This window comes from Mycobacterium sp. E1214, from assembly GCF_001666755.1.
In the GTDB taxonomy this organism is placed as follows: domain Bacteria; phylum Actinomycetota; class Actinomycetes; order Mycobacteriales; family Mycobacteriaceae; genus Mycobacterium.
On the sequence record NZ_LZJC01000158.1, the window covers coordinates 36,966 to 56,523 of the forward strand.

Genomic DNA, 19,558 nt, shown 5'->3' on the forward strand with positions numbered 1-19,558 from the left:
TGTCGACAGCTTGGCAGAACAGCGGGCCAGATTCACGTTGCCGCGAGCTGTGGGATGGGCGCGGTGTGCGCGTCACCGGCGGTGGACGCCTTGCGGGTCAGGCGGATCGTATTGATCGGCCACCAGAACCAGTGCCCCAGCGCCGCCGCGATCGACGGCGTCATGAAGGACCGCACGATGAGCGTGTCCACCAACAGGCCCAGTCCGATGGTGGTTCCCAGTTCACCGATCACGCGCAGCTGGCTGACGATCATGGACATCATGGTGAAGGCGAACACCAGCCCGGCGGCGGTGACGACCCGGCCCGAGGCGCCCATGCCACGGATGATGCCGGTGTGGAGGCCGGCGTGAATCTCCTCCTTGAGCCGCGAGACGAGGAGCAGGTTGTAGTCCGAACCCACCGCGAGCAAGATGATCACCGACAGCGGCAGGACAATCCATTGCAGGCCAAGGCCGACGATGTCCTGCCATAACAGCACCGACAGGCCGCACGCCGTGCCGAGCGAGGCGGCCACAGTGCCGACGATGACCAGCGCCGCGACGACACTGCGGGTGATGACCAGCATGATCGCGAAGATGAGGATCATGCACGAGATGCCCGCCACCAGTAGGTCGATGATGACGCCCTTCTGCATGTCGCTGTACATCGAGGCGGTGCCGGCCAGGTAGACCTTCGAGCTCTCCAGCGGAGTGCCCTTGATGGCGTCGGCGACCGCGTCCCTGATGCCCGCCACGTGTTTGATGCCCTCCACCGAGGCCGGATCGCCTTGGTGGGTGATGATGAACCGGACGGCCGTGCCGTCGGGCGACACGAACATTTTCAAGCCGCGTTCGAAGTCGGGGTTTTTGAAGACTTCCGGTGGCAGGTAGAACGAGTCATCGTTCTTGGCTTCGTCGAAGTACTGCCCCATCAAAGTTGAGCCCTGCGCCCCCTCCTGCTGGTGCGCCTGGATACCCGCCATCGTGCTGTGGGTCGACAGCATGAAGTTGCGCATGGTCTTCATCGAGTCGATCGTTTTCGGGAGATCGGCCAGCAGCTGGGGCATCAACCGATCCAAATGGTCGAGATCGACGGTGAGCCCGGAGATCTGGTCGGCAAGCTCGTCGATACCGTCGAGCGTGTCGAATATCGAGCGCAACGACCAGCACACCGGGATGTCGAAACAGTGCTTCTCCCAATAGAAGTAGCTTCTGATGGGCCGGAAGAAATCGTCGAAATCGGAGATGTGGTCCCGCAGTTCGTTGGTCGTATCCACCATTTGATGCGTCCTGCCGACCATGCTGTGCGTCGTCGCCGTCAGATCTTTCATGACGCCGTACATGTGTTCCATGGTGGCGATGGTCTTACCCAGCTCGTCGGCCTGCTCGAGCATGTTGGCCATGGTGTCATTCATGAACTTGGCCGTTTGCAGCGTGCCCGAATTCTGCATCGCGATCTGAAACGGGATGGAGCTGTGCTCGATAGGCGCACCCAGTGGTCTGGTGATGGTCTGCACGCGTTCGATACCGCGAAGGTGAAAGACGCTCTTGGCGATGCGGTCGATGACCAACATGTCGGCCGGGTCGCGCAGGTCGTGGTCGGATTCGACCATCAGCAGCTCCGGGTTCATCCGTGCCTGCGAGAAGTGCCGTTCGGCCGCCGTCATCGCGACGTTGGCGGCCATGTTGTCGGGCGTGAACTTCTGGTCGTCGTAGTTCGGCACGTAGGTCAACAGGCTGATGAAGCCGATGACGGCGATCGCCGCGGTTACCACGATGATCGGCTTGGGCCAGCGCACCACGGCCGTCCCGACTTTGCGCCAACCGCGGACATCGATGGGACGCTTGGGATCGAAAAGGCCGAAGCGCGAGCCGATCGCCAGCACCGCCGGCGCCAGCGTTAGCGCGGCGAAGACGATGACCAACAGCGCGATGGCGCACGGCAGGCCCATGGTCTGGAAGTACGGCAGCCGGCACGCCGTCAGGCACAGACAGGCGCCCGCGATCGTCAGGCCCGAGCCCAGGATGACGTGCGAGACGCCGTGATAGGCCGTGTAGAACGCCTGCTCGCGATCCTGGCCGAGCGACCGCGCCTCGTGGTAGCGGCCCAGCAGGAAGATGACGTAGTCGGTCCCCGCGGCGATGCTGAGCATGGTGACCATGCTGACGGCGTACGGGGTCAGGCCGATGATGTTGAGGTTACCCGCCGTTCCCGTGATCCCCTGCGCCGCAAACAATTCGATGCCGATCACGAGCAGGCACAGCACCGTGGTCACGATCGACCGGTAAACCAGCAGCAGCATCACCAAGATGACGATGATGGAGACCAACGCCATCGTCGCCATGCTTTTGTGGCCGACGAGGCTGGTGTCGGCGTTGAGCACGGTATTGCCGGCCACATAGGCCCTCACTCCCGGCGGCGCCGGTGTCTGGGCGACGATTGTGCGCACCGCGGCGACGGATTCGTGGCTGGGGGTGGTGCCCTGCGCACCGTTGAGGAAGACCTGGACGTACGCCGCCTTGCCGTCGGGGCTCTGCGAGCCGGCGGCGGTCAGCGGGTCACCCCAGAAGTCCTGGACGTTCTGCACATGCTCACGGTCGTTTTTGAGCTTGCTGACGATGTGGTTGTAGAAGTCGTGCGCGCTGTCGCCGAGTTTGTCCTTGCCCTCGAGCACCACCATCGCCGACGAGTCGGTATTGAACTCCTTGAACTTTTCACCGATGTGCATCATCGACTTGAACGCCGGGGCGTCCTGCGGGGTCATCGGCACCGAGTGCTGATCGGCGACCGTATCCAGGGGCGGTGACAGGACGCCCAGGGCCACGGCGATGAACGCCCACCCCAAGACGATCGGCACCGCGAGGATGCGGATGAGTCGAGGAATCAGCGCAGGGCGGGGCGCCGCGTGCAGGTTGCTCATACGGATTTCACCAAGCAGTAAATAAACGGTTGGTAGTCATCGGTTTTGCGATCGTCGCGGACCTGGCCGTCGACGACGACGCGGCACCGCAGCGCGTCCACCCCGGCACTGGCTTGGGCGACGATGTTGGCCGACATCGAGGGCAGCGTGGTCACGATCGTGAACGACCATGGCAATGGGGCCGCCTCCACGAGGTGGGGTTGCCCGTTCTCGTCGAGGTAGTCGACGTTGACGGTTCCGCTCGGCGATCCGGACATCTCGTAGGTGATGCGCTTGGGATGGAACGGTTTGGTGTCGCCGCCGTTGCCCTCGCCGCTCGCCACCTGCCCGGTGGAGCCGAACGTATCGCGGATGCGGACGACCGCGTAGGCGCCGAGCGCGACCACGACGGCGAGAAGCAGCGGCAGCCAGACTTTTTTCAGCACTCGAAACACGGTCGTGCCCCCGTACTCGTGCTCACCGCGCCCTGCCCTTCCCCAACGAGACGGAACTCGGGTTCCGCGTCGATTGGGGACTGTACCTCACCGTGCGAAACTGCGCGCGCCGGCCCACCCGGGCGCGTCGCGCCGAGCGGCCGGGAGTGGACCGTGCCGCCCCCCGGTCAAGGTCGGCGATTGCGGGCCGCTGTACCGATGACGCTTTGGCCCGTTGCCTGCGCACGGACCGAGGCATGGTCGACCGCAGCGATCTCATGGCGTCGGGCCGGAGAACGCCGCGGTGGCTCACCACATCGATTGCGGCACTGATAGATACACACCCTTGCGTTCGCCACCACGTCGGCGCTCAACCCCAACAGCGCATCCGCCCAGCCACCAGGCACAGTGACGTGAGCACCCGGGACCGGATTTAGGGGTAAGCCGACCGGGCTCGACGCAACACCGTGTCGATGGCAACTTCATCGAGGGCGGCGACTCTCACGTCGGGCAGGCTGGACAGTGCGAGTGAGGTAAGGACGTGGCCGGGCGGCATTTCGATGGTGGTGGTGACGCCGAGTTCGCCGATCAGCCGCATGCAGTCGAACCACTGCACGGGGTGTTGCACCGCTTGGGCGAGGTCCTCGACGACACCGGCCGGGTTGTGGTGAAGCCTGCGGCCGGTGCGGTTGGCCAGGTAGGCGCGTTGTTGGCGACCGGGTGAAACGTTGCGCAGCTCAGCGGCTACCGCGTGGGCGGTACTTGCCTGCAGCGGGCAGTGTGAGGCGATCCGCACGTCGAGGGCGGTCAAATTGCGCGCTCCGGCGCGCTCGGCGGGGCCGCGGAGATTTTCCAGCGCGGCGGCCGTACCGCTGACCACGGTCTGATCGGCCGCGTTGATGTTGGCCACCCACAGCGGATCCTGCACGGTGCCATGCGAACTGACCAGCGATTGCACGGCGGACAGGCTCAGCCCGCTGATGGCAGCCATCCCCCACTGCCGGGCGGCGCATGCGCGTTGCATCATGTCGCCGCGGACGCGCACGACCCGGATGGCATCGGTGAGGTTGAGAACGCCGGCCACCACAGCGGCGGCGAAGGCTCCGACCGAGTGGCCGGCCACGAATTCTGCTTGCAGACCGTGGTCTTCGATGAGCGCGCGGGCGTACGCGACGCCGGTGATGAGCAGGCACAGTTGGGCGTTGGTGGTGGATTGCAGCGCCTCGGCCGTGTCGAGTTGCTCCGGAAGGCCATCCAGATCCGCCAGGCAATGCTGGGCCTCGGCCCAGGATCGCGCCGCGGCGGGGGTTTGGGGCAGCGATTGCAGCATGGCCGGGCGCTGCGACCCCTGCCCCGGAAAAAGCAGCGCGGTGCTCATCGGCCGCCGAAAACGGTTACGCGGCAGGTCATTGCGTCACAATCTCCTCGAGCGCGACCAGACGCGCACCGGTGAGCGTGCGCAGCAGGATCCGGTCGAGACCTCCGGCGAGTTCGGTCAGGTTGACCGCGCCCCCGTCGGTGTCCAGCTGACAGTCGACACGTGCTGGCAGCGCTGACAATTGCGCTGCCAGGGCTTCGATTTCTCGGGCCGTCGGGCGTTCGAGAAGCCGAATGACCAGGTCGAGATCGCTGGACGGTGTGGTGGTGGGATGACCGGTGGCCAACTCGAAGCCGGCACTGCCAGTCGGACCCCATGGATAACCGGAATCGTCGAGCAGGGACATTGCGGCGCGCAAGGAGCTGATCGCGGCAGTGTCAGATGCTGAACCACGCGGCGAAGGGCGCAGGTCCTCGGGGCGCAGCACCTCCAGCACTGCGGTCTCCGAGACCTCCATGGCGTGCCGTTGATGGCGGTAGGTTCCCCGGACGCCGACGGCGAGGTGACCGGGAGCCGCGACAGCGCGGCGCACGACCACCCATGGCGTCTGGGTGAGCGCGGCGCGGATCCACGGGGGCTCGTCGCCGGTCAGCTGAGCCGCCGGGTCTTCGAGCCGGATGAGGTCGTGTGCCCGAGCGGAAGTCATGTCACGGGTGGTGAGTTCCACTGCTTCGCAATGGATTCCCGTACGGCGCGGGACGCCCTGCGGTTGGTGTGCGCAGACGCCGACTCGAGCCGGTTGGACAGATCACGCGGGCCTTCCCGGGCTCGCCGCACGGCCTCACCGAGGGCGCGGCTTACGACGTCCACGTCGTGCGGGGTCGGTGATTCCGCGTCACGGACGGTGAGCAGTTCGTCGCAGAAACCCAGGGTGGCCCAGTCGCGCACGTTATAGCTCAGCGGCGGGATCGTCTTCGCGAGTTCGTCGAGCTGCTCGACGGTGCGCAGGGTGATGCGCGCGGCGGCCGGTTTGTGCATGGCGTGCACCTCCACGCCTGGGTCGTCGAGGGCAAGGATTTGCGACGCCTGCAGGCCGTGGGTCAGAAAGCCCCCGGATAGCGCGTGCCCGACAACCAGCGCGACGATCGGGTGCCCGGCCACGCGGGCGGCGGCGTAGGCGTCGACGGCCGCGGCGATGGCCTGGTGCAGCCCCACCATTTCCTCGATGCGCCCGTAGGCCTGGCTGGGCAGGTCGACGATGGCAACGATCGCACGGCGGTGCTCGGCAGTGGCGTCGGCGGCTGTGATGTCGCGGACCGATCGGGCCAGCGCGGCGCACTCGGTGAGTCCGACTTGTCCCTGGCGGGCGCGGTAGAACGGGTTCGCCGGGTCTGGGACGACGGCCAGATAGGTGCGGCCGTCTGCGTCCGCGCGCAGGACCGAGCCGACCACCGGTTCAGGTTTCGCGTCGCCGGCGAGCGCCGTGATCCAATTCCTGCCCCGCTGGCTGGGTTCCACCGAAGACCGCTCGGCGCCTTCGTGCGGTTCGCCGCGTTGCGGGTGGGGGGCATGGCTCGCCGGTGGCTTGTCGTAGCTGTCGCCCCACATGTTTCGCAGCTCAAGCGGCGCGGGCGGGTCTGCCGGGTTGATGGTCGCCAACCGCTCGTCGAGAACGTCGAGCTTCTCGCTGCGGTGCGAGCCCGCCGGGCCGGCACCGGTGGCGATGGCGGCGCCGACCGCTTCCCGCACGGCGGCGGTGTCGTCGACGACGAGGGTATCGGCCAAGCCGGTTCGGCGGCGTTGCTCCCCGCCGACGATGGCCCAGGTGAGCCCACGGTCCGACGAGTCGAACTCCTCGACGCCGGCCTCCTGCTCGATCACGGCCGCCCCGTTGAGCCCGATGCGCGCTTCGGGGGTGACGACGATGTGGGTGCACAACGCGGTGGCGATGCTCATTCCGCCGAACGACCCGACCGAGCCTGCGACCACCCCCACCACGGGCGCGAGCGGGCGCAGTTCAAGCAGGGCAGCACAGACTTCGGCGACGGCATTGAGGCCGAGGTTGGCTTCCTGCAACCGAACTCCACCGGTTTCCAGCAGCAGGACAGCGGGGACCGCAACGCCGCGGCGGCTGTCGGCGGCGGCGAGCCGCAGCGCTTGGGTGATCTTGGCGCCGGACACCTCACCGATGCCGCCGCCCTGAAATCCTTGTTCGATCGAGGCGACCACGACCTGCGTGCCGTCGAGGGTGCCGCGGGCGATCACTACGCCGTCATCCGATTGCGGGGTGACGCCCTGTGGCTCCAGCCACGGCGATTCGAGGCGATCGAACGGTCCGCACAACACCCGCATCGAGCCGTCGTCGAGAAGCGTTGCGGCACGGGCGAAAGCATCGAGTTCGAGGAAGCTCCGTCGCGCCAGCACCCGCTGCCAGTCGAGGCTCCCGTCATCGGCCACGGCTCCCAGCGCCGCTGCCGCCCCGCCGGGGAACCCACCCGCGGTCGGCGTCACGCGGAATCACCTGTTGGCGTCGCGTCAGTTTCGGCGGCCTGGGCTTCCTGAGCGGCTTGCTGAAGCCGCAGCGTCACGATCGCCGGGGTCGCACCGGCGTCGTTGAGCTCCCATCGCCCCAGCATGGGTGTCCGGGCGAAGAAGCGTTGCAGAGTCGCCTGCCACACCTGGTCGAACCCGTCGACGCTGGTCCGGACGCGCACCCGCGCGAAAGTGCCGGCGTCCGGTTCGTCGTCGCGGGGCTCCAGCAGAATCTCAAGATCACCGGAGGCCACGACGCCGATGTGCACGCGCCGGGCCGGCCGTTGAGACGCTTCGAACTGGTACTGCAAGGTCCGCATCGTGTTAGTCCTTTTCGGCTGCGCGCCAGAGCTTTTCAGTGCTGTCAACGAAAAGGGCAGCCGCCAGCACATCGCCGCTGCCGCCTGTGGACAGGCGGAGGCGGCGGGTGACCAGGTCCAGCTCACCCAACAGCTCGCGCCCGCGGGCGGTGGCCCAACCGCCGGCTCGCAGGATCGCTTCGGCGCCGTCGCGGACGATGGCCAGACCCTCGCGGCCTGCGCGGTGAAGTGTGCAGGTGTCTTCCAGGCGTGCCATACAACTCAACAGGGCGGCCAGCCGCGCGGTGTCCTCGTCGCAGCCCGCGGTGCGCGCGGCGCGCAGCGCCGGCAGGGCCACCTGCATGGTGTGGGGAAATCCGGCGCACGCCTCGCCGACCGCCCCGGCAGCGCCGTAGCGGCGGCGGGCGACCGCGCCGTGCGAAAGCTGCCGTACCGGTAGGGCCGGGTCAGGGATGCTGGCCAGTCGCGCCGCGAAGGCGGCGGCCGACGCAGGATGGGGATGTGCGGCCAAACCCGCGGCGAGCAGCCCCAGCGTCCACAGTGCGCCGCGGTGGGTGTTGACCCCGCCGGTGGCGTCAAGCATGCGGCGCTCACCGGCGCGGCCGATCGCCCCGATGCGCGCGCGGAGCCGCGGCCCCAGCGGCGCGGAGAGAGCCGCTTCGGCGCAACGAGTGATCGGGTCGGCCAGCGCATCCGCGGAGGCGACGAGGGTCTCGACGTCCATGTCGTGGTGGGCATTACCACCGCGCAGGTCGACCAGCCCGGGCTTGGGTGTGAGGATGGCCTCCTCGCGCAGGGCTCGCGCGGCCAGCCGCCCGAGCCTGTCCGGGCTCACAGCGACAGCCAACGGCGCTGCGCCGCACGGGTTTTCAGTGGTGTCCGGCATCACGAGCATGTTTCACCAATCCCGGAATCGGGCCGGCGGCTCGTACAAACCGCCCGACCAAGCGACAAGATCACCGATGCTGCGGGCGGCCAGCAGCGACCGGTTCGCCAGGTTCGCGTCGATCTTGAGGTCTTCGGGCAACGCGACCAGCCCGTCGCGGCGCAGCCCCTCCAGCCGGGCGGCGTCCGCACCGCGCCCCAGCGGGGTGACTCCGGCGATCGCGGCCAGCGCGGCACGTCGATCCTCCAACGAGCTGGCCTTGTACAGGTAGGCCACGCCCTCTTCGGTGACCACGTGGCTGACGTCGTCCCCGTAGATCATGACCGGTGGCAGCGCCATGCCGGCCTTCTTGCCGAACTCGATGGCGTCGAGCGACTCGACGAAGGTGGGGATGCCGCCGGACTGGAAGGTTTGCACGATCTGCACGACGAGTTTGCGCCCACGCATCGCCGCGCCCTCGCCGTAGTGCAGGTCCAGCCACGCCGGGGTCGAGTGGCGTCGGCCGTGCGGGTCGTGTCCCATGTTGGGCGCCCCGCCGAACCCGCTGAGCCGGCTTTCGGTCACGGTCGAGGAGTTGGCGTCGGCGTCCATTTGCAACGTGGACCCGATGAACATGTCGATCGCGTATTGGCCCGCGAGCTGGCACAACACTCGGTTGGAGCGCAACGAGCCGTCGGCGCCGGTGAAGAAGACGTCCGGGCGAGCGGCCACATACTTGTCCATGCCCGATTCGCCACCGAAGCTGTGGATCGTCTCCACCCAGCCCGATTCGATCGCCGGAATCAACGTCGGGTGCGGGTTGAGAGTCCAGTTGCGGGCAATCTTGCCGCGAAGACCCAGCTGCTCGCCGTAGGTGGGCAGGATCAGCTCGATAGCGGCGGTGCTGAACCCGACACCGTGGTTCAGCGACACCACCTGATGGCGCTCATAGACCCCGCGCAGGGCGATCATCGCCTGCCGGATCTCCACCGGGCCAATGTGTTTGGGGTCTCGGGTAAACAGCGGCTCCAACGCGAACGGCCGATCAGCCTGGACCACCAGATCCACCCAGTCGCCGGGAATGTCGACACGGGGCAACTTGTCGGCCTCGACGATCTCGTCGGCTTGCACGATCACCACGCCGTCGTGAAACGCCGCGGCCTCGGCAATGGTCGGGGTGTCTTCGGTGTTGGGCCCGGTGTACAGGTTGCCGCGGGTGTCGGCGGCGGCGGCGCACAACAGCGCCACGTCGGGTCGAAGATCGACCACCATGCGGGCGTAGAGCTCGACATAGGTGTGCACCGCCCCGATCGCAACCGTGCCATCGGCGACCAGCTGCGCGATCCGCACGCTCTGCGGACCGGCGTACGCGAAATCGAGGCGGGAGGCGATACCGAGCTCAAACAGATCGAGGTGCTCGACGCGGGACACCGACCCGATCAGCATGTGCAGATCGTGCAGCTTTCCCGGGTCGCAGCCGGCCAGCGTGCGGGACAGAAAGTCCGCCTGCTTCTGGTTGTCGCCCTCCAACGCAACCTTGTCGCCGGGCCGGATGACCGCCTCGAGCAGCGCGCCCAGCTCGGCTGCCTTGATCACTTTGCCGTCGACGAACTGCCCAGCAGCCGCCAGACGCTCCGCTTTCGCGCTGCGACGCGTGTCCCAAACACGCTGGCGCACACGGCCTTCTGGCGTCACCATTGCTTCTCCATGCCGCGTCGAGATAGGCCAGCTGTCGGCCCCGAACCAAGCGCTTTGAGGTCCATGTATCGCAGTGCAGTGTTGCGGGTTTGTTCTGATTGCGCAACAGCTGACCGGCGAAAACCGAAACCACGTGGGTCGCACTTCCTCCTACCGAAACACCTCGTGAGGCCTTCCCCGGTTTCGCCCCTGCCGGTGGCGGGCCTTACCGGCTGGTTGTCCCAGCGCCGGCGTCGCCGCGCATGGCCGCGTCGTTCCTCAGCGCGGCGAGCGCCAGCCGGTTGTGGGGTGGTTACGTTGCCGCGCAACAAGTGTCGATGGCGCCAAACAGGCCATAATCACATCTTCGCTTTTCACCGCGCACTCCCCCGATGAGCGGTCAGGGGTGTTTGCTGCGGTGCCGACCGTCGGTTAACCCGAGTTCGACCCTCTACCGGACCTCACACTCGCGCAGCCGCCCTGTCCACGAAACTCATAAACGCCTTCGGCGTCGTTAACGAACCTCGGTATCTGAGCACTTGTCGGCGCGACTTGGACCCTGGTTCCGGCATGTACCGACCTCGCCCCGCCCCCCGGGCTGGACTCAGGTCCGCCGTCTCCCAGCGACAGGACCGAACATCAGAACACGCGGACCTAGCAGAAGGAAGGAACCCGATCCGATAGCTGTACGGACCCGGGTTGAGTGTTGAGTGGAGCTAAGGGGACTCGAACCACTACTAAACTCGCACGAAACCGCCGTTTACCTGCGGAAACGCATCAGCGTAACTTGGGTAAGCGACACGAATCGACACGAAACAACCTGGGAAAACCTGCCCCGCCTTTGTCAATGACAAACGAGACAAAGGGAGCAGGTCATGCCCGACCACAAACAACCGTCCGAGGACTTTGAGTCCAACGACATGCGCTTGATCGTGGAGCAAGCCCGCCAGGCCGTGGAAGACGAGCGGCGCCGCCAGGAAGCCCGTAACGAATCGGGTGACGACGATGCCTAAGCGAGTCGTCACCGACGACCTGGCCGAGTTCGCGGAAGCCGTGCAGGCCGCTACCGGCACCGCGATGTGGTCCGCCGATGGCTCAGGCGGTGCGGCGACGGAGATCGTTCCACCGGTCACCCAGCCAGAGCCTGGCTTCGCGTGGTCTGCGGAGAACGGCTACGGCGACACCCAAAGCTGGCCCCAGGGTGCGGATGATGACGAACCTAATGACGATGAGGCGTGGCGGCGCAAGCGGGAGTGGCGGCGCGTGCGTGGGATCGCTGTCTTAGTCTTGCTGTGCAGCGCAGTCATGGCCGCGATCATCCTGATCGCGGGGCACACCGACAACTCGACAACGGCGATGACATCCGCGGTTTCTGCGACACCGCCCACGCCAACTCGGACGTTCACCCATGAGCGGGAAAGCGAGTTCCTCCAGCGCCTGCGGGCATCCGGTCTGGACTACTCCGACTCCGCCGCCATCGCCAACGGCGCGGCGACATGTGTGGACCTAGACCACGGGATGACGCTGGGACAGTGGGCAACGGACATCGCCCCGGCTGTTCCCCACTCGGACAGGGACATCTTTCTCCACGTCGCAGTGATCACGTTATGCCCTGACCACACGGATGAACTGCCTTAGTCTGACGCGACCAACTAGCCGAAAGGGAAACCGTGACCGAGTTCGAGAACACCTTGCTGATCGTGGTCTTCCCCGTCGCGATCATCATCCTGTACTGGCAGGTCGTCACCCTCACCCGCCGGGTAAAACGGCTGGAAGCCATGGCTTCCGACGACGACGAGGACTAAACTGAAAAAGCGGGCTGCCGGATACGAACGACGAGAAGCCCCCGGTAACCCATTACGGGCAACCGGGGGCTTCTTCGTTGCGTTAGGCGTGCATTACCAGCACGCGTTGTAACCCAAAGCGTCTGTGGTGCAAGACGTGCACCCTGACGTCACCACGGCGCTGCAAGCGATGATCGCGGCGGCGACGACCTTCGTAACACGCGACATGACCGGAGCCTATCGCTTCTATCCTCGCCACACGGCCAATCGCGCCGCCCGGTTCGCCGCGCGGATTTCGGCCATCTTGTCTTCGGGCATCCCCTGGACGTAGGGCAGCATCTCGTCGATGGCGTCCAGGCGCTTGTTCAGGGCGTCACGGATTTCGGCCATCTCGCGTTGCAGCTTGCTGAGTTCGGCCTCGTGCTCATCCTTGGCCTCTTTGAGTTCCTTTTTGCAGGCGGCGCACTCGGCTTTCGCGTTGTCGTAGGCTTCCTTGGCCTCCTCGCGCCACAGCTCGTGGTCGGCGATGACGGTGTCAGCCTTTCGTCCCGCAGCTTCGGCTAGTTGCGCGGCCGCTTCGGCGCGCCGGCCACCGCGGTGGAACAGGCCCTCGATCACTGCGACCAGGATCCCGGCACCAAGGAAGCCGGTGCCTCCGTTGGTCATCAGGTTCGCGAGGTTCATTTCAACCTTTCCACCACCCGCATTCGGCGGACGTCACGCACCGTGAGGATGACCACCGACAGGAACGTGGCGGTCCCGAGCGGGAAGGCGCCGTACATGCCGCGGCCCCACGATTCGCTGTGGTAGGTCGCGGTGTTGTAAGCCGCCAGCGCGAGGGCCAGGCCGAGGTCGCCACCGAGTTGCAGCCACATACCTGCGTAAGCGGACTTGGTGCGAGTCAACAGCTTTCCGATCAGGCACGTGCCCGGACCGGCGATGTGCAGCCAGTACCAGAGGGTGATGTTCATCGCGGCCATTGGGCCTGCATATTTCACCGACAGCGGTGGTTGCGAGTTCGCGATGACTAGGCCGTAGACGCCCACCATGATGAACAGGACGTAGAACAGCCACTGGAACAGGGCGACGCCTTCGCTGTCGACGGCGACGAAGAACCGTTTGATCAGCGATCGGCTGACGGGCGGGATGCGGCGGATCATGCGGGCGTTTCTTCTGCTGGCTGCTCGGCGTCAGGGGCTTTGTCTCCCTTGCGACGTCGTGCGGGCTTGGCCTCGGCGACCTCCGGTGCGTTCTCCGACTGCGTCGGGATGAACTGGGGGTGGTCGTACGGCCCCTCGCCGATCGTCTCCTCGACCTGCTCGAGTTCCGGGGCGTCGTCTGCCTGCGGCTCGTCCAGCAGGTCTCGTCCATCGGGATGGACGTGGGTGACCGGGACGGGGGTGGCGAACGCCGCGTAGAAGGCTTCGTCCATCTGGATCAGGCGCCCGTCTTCGTCGATCACGTGCAGCCGGTTGTCGCTCGCGCGGCCCACGAGTTGCATGTGTCGGGTGTCGACGATGCGGTGGAATCCGGGGATCGTGTGTAGCGAGTCGCCGCGGTCCAGTTGGGCCTGGGCGTAGCCGGGCACGCGGACCACGATCTCGGTGGTGTCAGTCATGGGATTCTCCTTTCAGCCGCCGAGTGGCGGGTGGCTTTGTGTTTGTGGTGGTGCCACATGCCGATTGATTCGGCGCAGTAGTGCAGCACCGCGCCGATGGCGATCAGGGCGGCGTACACCACGGCGGTCAGCATGGCTTCGGTGGACATGGGTCATGCTGCTGTCGGCATCGAGAGGGTTTGGCTGGACAGCACGACGATGTTGCCGCTGACGCCGGACTTGGAGGCGCTCGGCTGGACCGCGCCGAGGAAGTTGCCGCTGCCCACTGTGGCGTTGTCCCAGAACGACACCCACGAGATCGTCTCCGAGGACACGAGGGTGACCTGTGGCTGATTGGACATCGCGATCGAGCCGGCCGACGCCGACCCGAAGGTCGCGTGCTCACGGACGTTGGTGGCCGACTGGTTCGACGTGCCCGCGGTTCCGGGGCTGCCGGTGTGGAACTGGACATAGATGCCCGACGGGGATGACCATGCGGCCCCGTTGAACGTGGCGTTGAGCAGCGCGTCCACGAGATAGGTCGACGGCCACGCGGTCGAGAAGACGCTGATCGACATCGAGTCACTGGCGAATTGGACGATGTCGCCAGCGCCGCCCGACTGAGCTGTCGTTGCTTGGACGGAACCGAGGAAGTTGCCGCTACCCACTGTGGCGTTGTCCCAGAACGACACCCAACTGATCGTTTCGTTCGAGACGAGGGTGACCTGCGGTGTGTTCGACATCGCGATCGAGCCGGCCGACGCCGACCCGAAGGTGGCCGCCACGCGGGTGTTCGTGGCTGACTGGTTCGCTGTGCCCGACGCACCGGGGTCGCCGGTGTGGAACTGCACGTAGACCGCAGACGGCGGAGTCCATGGCGCGTCCCCGAAGATGGCGTTGAGCCATGTATTCACCAGATAGGTTGAGGGCCAACCGCTCACTTAACTGCTCCGATCATCATTGGTATGCGTAGAACCACGCCTCGCCGGGAGCGCCAGCACCGCCGCTGCTGCCGCTGAACGCGCTACCGGGGCCGCCAGCGCCAGCACCGCCAGGCGCGTTCCCTGCAGCGCCCCCGGTGTTTTGGGCAGCACCACCGGCGTAGGTCTGGCCGTTGTAGGTCTGGCTGGTCGGCGACGGTGCCCGACCGACAGCGCTGCCGTAGTTGGCGTACACACCGCCAGCGGCGCTGAGCCCTGCCCAGCCAGTCGCCGTCGCCGTGGTTGCACCGCCGCTCCCAGGGGCGGCGCCGCCGTAGACGCCCCGCGTTCCTCCGGCGCCGACAGTGCCAGTGATCTGCGTGGTGCTTATTGGAATGTCGGTGCCGCGAACCAACGTGGTCAGGGTGGCCCAGGTGCCTGCCGCGCCGCCTGATCCGTTGACGAAGCCAGCGCCACCGGCGTTACCACCCGATCCGCCGCCCAGCAGGATCACGTCGATCTTGTTGGCCCAGTACGGAATGTTGTAGGTGTAGGCCCCCGCGGTGCTGAATGAGGCCGGAACCGGTGACATCGTCGGCCAACTCAAAGAGGCTGTTGCGGAGGGCAGCTCGGTGGCGACGCTGGCGATCGGCCGGATGGCAAGAAGACCTGCTGATGCGGCGGGAGTGAGCACTGGGCTGGCCGACAGCAGTGCGATCCGTGTCAGTGCTGCCGCTTCGGCGGGGGTGATGCCGCCGCTGGCCGACAAGACCAGCATCTTCGCCAAGGCCGCCGCCGATGTCGGGGTCAGAGACGCGCTGGCCGCCAACAGCTTCAACAGCCCGATGGACACGCTGTCTGTCGGGGTGGCCGTCGCTGCGGCGTTGATGAATCCGCGCAGACCGATGGTCGCGGTCTCGGCTGGTGTGATGGTTTCGGCGGCTTGAAGTTTCCCGATCAATCGGAAAGCGGATGCCGCGGCCGGGGTGATTTGTTGCGCCGCAACGACTTGATAGATCGCGACCAATTCCGACGCCTGTGTCGGCGGCGACACATTGGCCGAAGCGAGGAGCGTGAGCAGCGCCCACCAGCCTTGAACGTATTCCGGTGTCGGAGCGGTCTCGTCGCCGAACCACCCGGTGCCGGTCTTCTGGGACGGGAATACCGGCGCGTTGCCCCACGACATCAGGCGGCCACAGCCTGCGGTCCGACAAAGTTGCACTCAAAGTAGGTCTGAGTGCCGGTGCCCTCGCCTGCGATGGTGGATGCAACACCCGTGCTGCTGGTGCCGTTGAAATAGCCGGGCTGGATGTAATCGCCTGCGTTCAAATACATCAGGAAGGTGTCGCCGAACCAGAACGGTTGGGTGGTGGGTAGTGTGACCCCTGAAGAAGCGGCGTAGAAGTAGGAGCTGCGCCCATATTTGTTCACTGAACCGTTCTTGTAGATCACCGGCGTGGGGCCAGCCCATTGCGCGGAATTGGCCAGCGGCGCAATCAAGACGTTGAGCTTCACCAGGTATAGGCCGGTCGTGCTCACTGTCAGCTTGTTCGATCCCGGCACGTAGGTGTAGTCAGCCGTCTGGTATGAGTTCGTGTCAAAGAAGCTGGCGGGGAACAGAGATACGGCGTTGTCAGTGAGAGTGGCCGTCGTCGCGCTGGCGCGGTACTGGCGGAAGTTAGAGCCGATGACAGCGACCGGGCCGTTGTCCACGAAGCTGAACGACGCGAGTGCGCCTGGGCTCAGATTCAGGCTGTGGTCGTCGTTGTAGTACATCCCGAAACCGCAGTAGCGGTAGCCGCTGCCAGAGTGAGACTGGCCGCTGCTGTCGGTGTAGTTCAACAGCAGGTTGTTGCCCGAGTAAATCTCATAGATCGGGGTCGTCCCGCTGAACCCGGCGATCAGTTGGAACCCGGTGCCAGCCACGAAGCCAGTGATTGATTCGGAGGCAACCATCGTGTCGCTGCCCGCGTTGACGAAGTGCAGTTCAACGCTGTTGGGCTGCAACAGCGCGTACACGTACGTTGTTGGGTTGGTCGGGCTGTCGGCGCGAGCGATCAGGGTGTTGTAGGCGTGCTCGACGTAGAAGCCGTAGCTTTGGGCTGGGGCGCTGGCGAAGACGCACGAAACCTGCTGGAAGTCGGTCATCGTCGCCGTGGGGTGCATGGCAAGCGCGAGGTAGCTGCCGGACCCGCTGGGCTGCATCGTCGCCGCCCCACTGGTGATTCCGAGCGTGCCGTCGCCGGTGGGCGAGTACGACTGGTCAAGACCTGCGATCGACGTCGCGTTGGCGAACGTCGAGAAATTCAGGTTGACGTTCACGCCGCCGTTGGCGGCTTGGGTGTTCTGGTTCTGCAACGCCTGCAAGGACGCTGTCGTGGCGGCCAGCGCGGCGGCTTGAGCTGCCAACGCCGCGTTCGCCTGCGACTGTGTCGCCGTGGTCGCCGGCTTGCCGGTGAGTTGGCTGACGATGCCGCCGAGGATTCCGCCGATCGTGGTTTCGACGGCGGTGACGGGGTTGCCGGTGCTGCTGCCGCCGGTGACGACGTTGACCATGTTGTCGATGACGCCTTGGACATCGGCTGCGGCAGTGGCCGCTTGGGTAGCGATCGCGCTCAGCCCGGAAATGTTGCCGGACGGGATCGCGAGCAGCGCGTCCGCGAGATCAGCGAGGCTAAAGCCTGAACCGCTGAAACCCAGCGCGTTCATGATCGTGTCGATCGTGGCCAGACCTTCGGTCATGGTGGCGGTGATGATCGGCAGCGCACTGGCCGGGATCGGCCCCGTCTTGGTCAGCGATGCGTCATCGAACCAGACCGTTCCCACCGTGGCTGTCGCCGCAACCTGAAGCTGCACAACGACATAGGCGACGGTGGCTGGCACGGTGTAGTTGCCCGACAGTTGCGTCCAGCCGCTCGACGTGCCCGCCGCGGCGATCGATTGCAGCACGGTGGTGGCCACGAAGCTGTTGTTCGCGTCGTAGCCGCTGATCGCCAAGCTAATGGGGCTGCCGGTCGACGTGACGCCAGAGAACTTCACCCACGCACTGGCTGCCAGCACTTGGTTCTGGGTTACCGCGACGGTGTTGGACACCAGCGTCTTGGCTGTGCCGTCCGCGACAGCCTTGGCTGAGCCGACCGTGGTGTGTCCGACCGTGCCGTCCCATGTGAAGTCTGGGTTGGATGCCAGCGACGCCGCACTGTCGAAACCGGGGTTGGTCAGCAGGTTCGGGTTGACGTTGCCGATGTGTGAGGATGGCAGCAGGCCGAGCAACCGCGAGTTGATCTGGTTGTACAGGTTCTCTGCGTCGACGGGAAGCGACGTGATCGCCGAAACGATTGCCGAGACACCGCTTCCGCCACCAGAATCGCCGCCCGCACCGGTCAGTTCCTCGATCAGCGGACCGATCAGCGGGATGTTGTCCAGCAAGGACGCGAGGTCGCTCAGGTCGACACTGGCCGTCACCCCGCCACTGAGAAATGACGTGAGGGTACGGATGATGTCTTGCGGCAGTGCCTCAATCGCCGACACCAAACCGGAGAGGCCGCTGCCGTCGCCGCCCAGCGCTTCGATCAGCGGTCCGATCAGCGGGATGTTTTCGAGCGCTGACTCCAAACCGGCGAGCCCGCCGCCGATCCCACCTAACGCGGTGGTGATCGTCGAGATGATGCTGGCCGGGTCTTCCCCGAACTCTTGCAGCGCGGTGAATGGATCAACGCCGAGGACGTTGACGTTAAGCAATGCCTCGACGATGGAATCCGCGACGCCGGTGAGTAGCTGCTTGCCCCACGCCTCGAGCTGCTGCGCGGACGGCGGCGTCGGAGTGCCACTGTCCAGCGGAGGAACGTTGTGGATCGACGGGTCCGGCGTGACGTTCGCGTTGCCGGCAGTAGACGTCATGCCGGGACCGGGTTCACCTTCACCTGGAAGCTGGCCGAGGTGGTCGTGTTCCAGGGGTTGTCGCTGTCGGTCTGGTTCTCGGCGTTGAGGAAGATGGTCGCCGCTTCACCCGCAGGGATGATGTTGTCGCTGCCCGCCACAAGGCCCGACGGCAGCGCGATCACCGGAGGCGGTGCTGCGCCAGCCGCGCCGTAGCCGTAGCCGCAGATGTCGCCGGTGGTCGAGTTGATCCGGGCCACCAAGTCGACGCGGGTGTCGGTCGCCCCGATCACCTGTGCCTGCGCGAAAACCTCAGGCCACCAGTCGAACGGCTGCGCGCCGATCGCGATCGACGACATGTTCTTGAGCGCGTTGGTGTTGCTGGCGGTCGCGGCGATCGACTCGGCGAGATACCAACCGCCTACCGGGATCGGCAGCCACTTCGCCTTGGAGTCAGCGGCGCTGTAGCCGATCAGGTAGCCCGCTGCGGCGGTCCCCTCAAGGTCGGTAGCCGTCAGAATCTCTGTGCCGCCAGCCGCACCGGTCGCGCCCGCGTTGACGTACATCGTCACCGCGTAGTTGGGCGGTGTGTCACCGGACGCTGGGGTGAACACCACCGCGGGGTTCGGCGACGGCAGCGTGGTCCCAGCAGCGACCTGCACCGTCTGGAAGGTCATCGTCGGTGAGACACCAGGGTCGCCCTTGGCGATGCCCTCGAAGTTCGCGATGCCGCCGTCCGGGCCGAAGATGACGATACCGACGCCCGACGCGAGATTGGTTCCCGCGGGGAACCGTACAGTGCCGTTGAAGTCGACTGAGCCGTCGGCGTTTTGGGTCCACGTTGACGTCATGACGACGGGTTACCTCCGCTGAGAATAATGTTGAGGACGGTTTCGAAGCCGACGATCTTTCGTTGGAACTTCGTCATCGGGGCTTCTTCGGACTTGCCGTCGCCGACCTGGAGCTTGACTTTGTTGTATTGCGTTCTGTTATCGACGATTTCGATTTCTTCGACGTAGTCGATAAACAGGGTCTTGCGTCGCGAGTACAGGACGAGTTGGGACGGGAAGATGTCGCGGCCAAGCTCGTAGGGGTAGCCGTCGATGAAACTGATTTGCGCGGCTGGGTATCCGCGCACATTCCACAGTCCGGCCGCTTCGGCGAACAGGGTGTCCAGCGTCAACGAGCCTGCGCCCGAAGGGAAGAACTTCTCCGGGAACATGAACGGCGACGCCGTTTTGGTCTGGAAGTTCTCGATCAGGCTGAACGCGAACAGCACGTTGTCGAAGACGCCGTCCAGCACGTTGTCGGGCAGTCCGGTGACTCCGATGACGATCATCAGGGAGTCGATCA

General features: G+C 65.7%; 20 protein-coding genes. 3 read left to right on the forward strand and 17 right to left on the reverse strand.

Annotated elements, in window-relative coordinates; genetic code table 11:
* Positions 1-32 precede the first annotated feature (32 nt).
* From A5700_RS21925 to mdcA, 8 genes are all read right to left on the reverse strand, one after another.
* Positions 33-2,900, reverse strand: a complete 2,868-nt coding sequence (locus A5700_RS21925; protein ID WP_082960409.1) for an RND family transporter — start codon at positions 2,898-2,900, stop codon at positions 33-35.
* Positions 2,897-3,334, reverse strand: coding sequence for an MmpS family transport accessory protein (locus A5700_RS21930; protein ID WP_197502789.1), 438 nt, complete (start codon positions 3,332-3,334; stop codon positions 2,897-2,899). The genes A5700_RS21925 and A5700_RS21930 overlap by 4 nt, the downstream gene beginning before the upstream one ends.
* A gap of 412 nt (positions 3,335-3,746) precedes the next feature.
* A complete protein-coding gene (locus A5700_RS21935) occupies positions 3,747-4,691 on the reverse strand; it encodes an ACP S-malonyltransferase (protein WP_068068312.1) in 945 nt (314 codons plus the stop codon).
* Positions 4,692-4,719: 28 nt separating this feature from the next.
* Entirely contained in the window at positions 4,720-5,358 is a 639-nt protein-coding gene (locus A5700_RS21940) for a malonate decarboxylase holo-ACP synthase (protein ID WP_156671355.1), read from the reverse strand.
* Positions 5,334-7,142: a biotin-independent malonate decarboxylase subunit beta gene (mdcD, locus tag A5700_RS21945; RefSeq protein ID WP_231973748.1), complete on the reverse strand. Its 1,809-nt coding sequence runs from the start codon at positions 7,140-7,142 to the stop codon at positions 5,334-5,336. The genes A5700_RS21940 and mdcD overlap by 25 nt, the downstream gene beginning before the upstream one ends.
* Positions 7,139-7,483, reverse strand: a complete 345-nt coding sequence (gene mdcC, locus A5700_RS21950) for a malonate decarboxylase acyl carrier protein (RefSeq protein WP_068068318.1) — start codon at positions 7,481-7,483, stop codon at positions 7,139-7,141. The genes mdcD and mdcC overlap by 4 nt, the downstream gene beginning before the upstream one ends.
* 4 nt (positions 7,484-7,487) lie before the next feature.
* Positions 7,488-8,369 carry a triphosphoribosyl-dephospho-CoA synthase gene (locus A5700_RS21955; RefSeq protein ID WP_068068419.1) on the reverse strand — a complete coding sequence of 294 codons (882 nt, stop codon included), beginning with the start codon at positions 8,367-8,369 and terminating at the stop codon, positions 7,488-7,490.
* A 12-nt stretch (positions 8,370-8,381) separates the two neighbouring features.
* Complete coding sequence (gene mdcA, locus A5700_RS21960) at positions 8,382-10,025, reverse strand: malonate decarboxylase subunit alpha (protein ID WP_231973749.1); 1,644 nt, start codon at positions 10,023-10,025, stop codon at positions 8,382-8,384.
* A gap of 875 nt (positions 10,026-10,900) precedes the next feature.
* Between mdcA and A5700_RS26275 the strand changes: the two genes are divergently transcribed.
* Genes A5700_RS26275 through A5700_RS27240 form a run of 3 tightly spaced genes read left to right on the forward strand, consistent with a single transcriptional unit; the run spans position 10,901 to position 11,830 of the window.
* The gene (locus A5700_RS26275; RefSeq protein ID WP_156671356.1) at positions 10,901-11,038 is read left to right on the forward strand and encodes a hypothetical protein; all 138 of its coding nucleotides are present in this window, start codon (positions 10,901-10,903) and stop codon (positions 11,036-11,038) included.
* Positions 11,031-11,663: a DUF732 domain-containing protein gene (locus tag A5700_RS21965; RefSeq protein ID WP_068068328.1), complete on the forward strand. Its 633-nt coding sequence runs from the start codon at positions 11,031-11,033 to the stop codon at positions 11,661-11,663. The genes A5700_RS26275 and A5700_RS21965 overlap by 8 nt, the downstream gene beginning before the upstream one ends.
* A 32-nt stretch (positions 11,664-11,695) precedes the next feature.
* The gene (locus tag A5700_RS27240) at positions 11,696-11,830 is read left to right on the forward strand and encodes a hypothetical protein (RefSeq protein WP_255377973.1); all 135 of its coding nucleotides are present in this window, start codon (positions 11,696-11,698) and stop codon (positions 11,828-11,830) included.
* A gap of 225 nt (positions 11,831-12,055) precedes the next feature.
* On the opposite strand, the gene A5700_RS21970 is transcribed toward A5700_RS27240, so the two are convergent.
* The 9 genes from A5700_RS21970 to A5700_RS25615 are packed head-to-tail and all read right to left on the reverse strand — an operon-like array spanning position 12,056 to position 19,544.
* Positions 12,056-12,493, reverse strand: coding sequence for a hypothetical protein (locus A5700_RS21970; protein WP_068068331.1), 438 nt, complete (start codon positions 12,491-12,493; stop codon positions 12,056-12,058).
* Complete coding sequence (locus A5700_RS21975; protein WP_068068334.1) at positions 12,490-12,969, reverse strand: hypothetical protein; 480 nt, start codon at positions 12,967-12,969, stop codon at positions 12,490-12,492. The genes A5700_RS21970 and A5700_RS21975 overlap by 4 nt, the downstream gene beginning before the upstream one ends.
* Entirely contained in the window at positions 12,966-13,427 is a 462-nt protein-coding gene (locus A5700_RS21980; protein WP_068068338.1) for a hypothetical protein, read from the reverse strand. The genes A5700_RS21975 and A5700_RS21980 overlap by 4 nt, the downstream gene beginning before the upstream one ends.
* The gene (locus A5700_RS26280) at positions 13,424-13,576 is read right to left on the reverse strand and encodes a hypothetical protein (RefSeq protein WP_156671358.1); all 153 of its coding nucleotides are present in this window, start codon (positions 13,574-13,576) and stop codon (positions 13,424-13,426) included. The genes A5700_RS21980 and A5700_RS26280 overlap by 4 nt, the downstream gene beginning before the upstream one ends.
* A gap of 3 nt (positions 13,577-13,579) precedes the next feature.
* Positions 13,580-14,347, reverse strand: a complete 768-nt coding sequence (locus tag A5700_RS27080) for a hypothetical protein (protein ID WP_231973750.1) — start codon at positions 14,345-14,347, stop codon at positions 13,580-13,582.
* Between the two features lie 16 nt (positions 14,348-14,363).
* Positions 14,364-15,512 (reverse strand): hypothetical protein, encoded by a 1,149-nt coding sequence (locus A5700_RS26285; RefSeq protein WP_156671359.1) that lies wholly within the window; start codon positions 15,510-15,512, stop codon positions 14,364-14,366.
* Entirely contained in the window at positions 15,512-18,226 is a 2,715-nt protein-coding gene (locus tag A5700_RS22000; protein ID WP_068068343.1) for a hypothetical protein, read from the reverse strand. The genes A5700_RS26285 and A5700_RS22000 overlap by 1 nt, the downstream gene beginning before the upstream one ends.
* Positions 18,223-19,056 carry a hypothetical protein gene (locus A5700_RS22005; RefSeq protein WP_068068346.1) on the reverse strand — a complete coding sequence of 278 codons (834 nt, stop codon included), beginning with the start codon at positions 19,054-19,056 and terminating at the stop codon, positions 18,223-18,225. Before A5700_RS22005 ends, A5700_RS22000 begins: the two co-directional genes overlap by 4 nt.
* Positions 19,053-19,544 carry a hypothetical protein gene (locus tag A5700_RS25615; protein ID WP_082960410.1) on the reverse strand — a complete coding sequence of 164 codons (492 nt, stop codon included), beginning with the start codon at positions 19,542-19,544 and terminating at the stop codon, positions 19,053-19,055. Before A5700_RS25615 ends, A5700_RS22005 begins: the two co-directional genes overlap by 4 nt.
* Positions 19,545-19,558 lie beyond the last annotated feature (14 nt).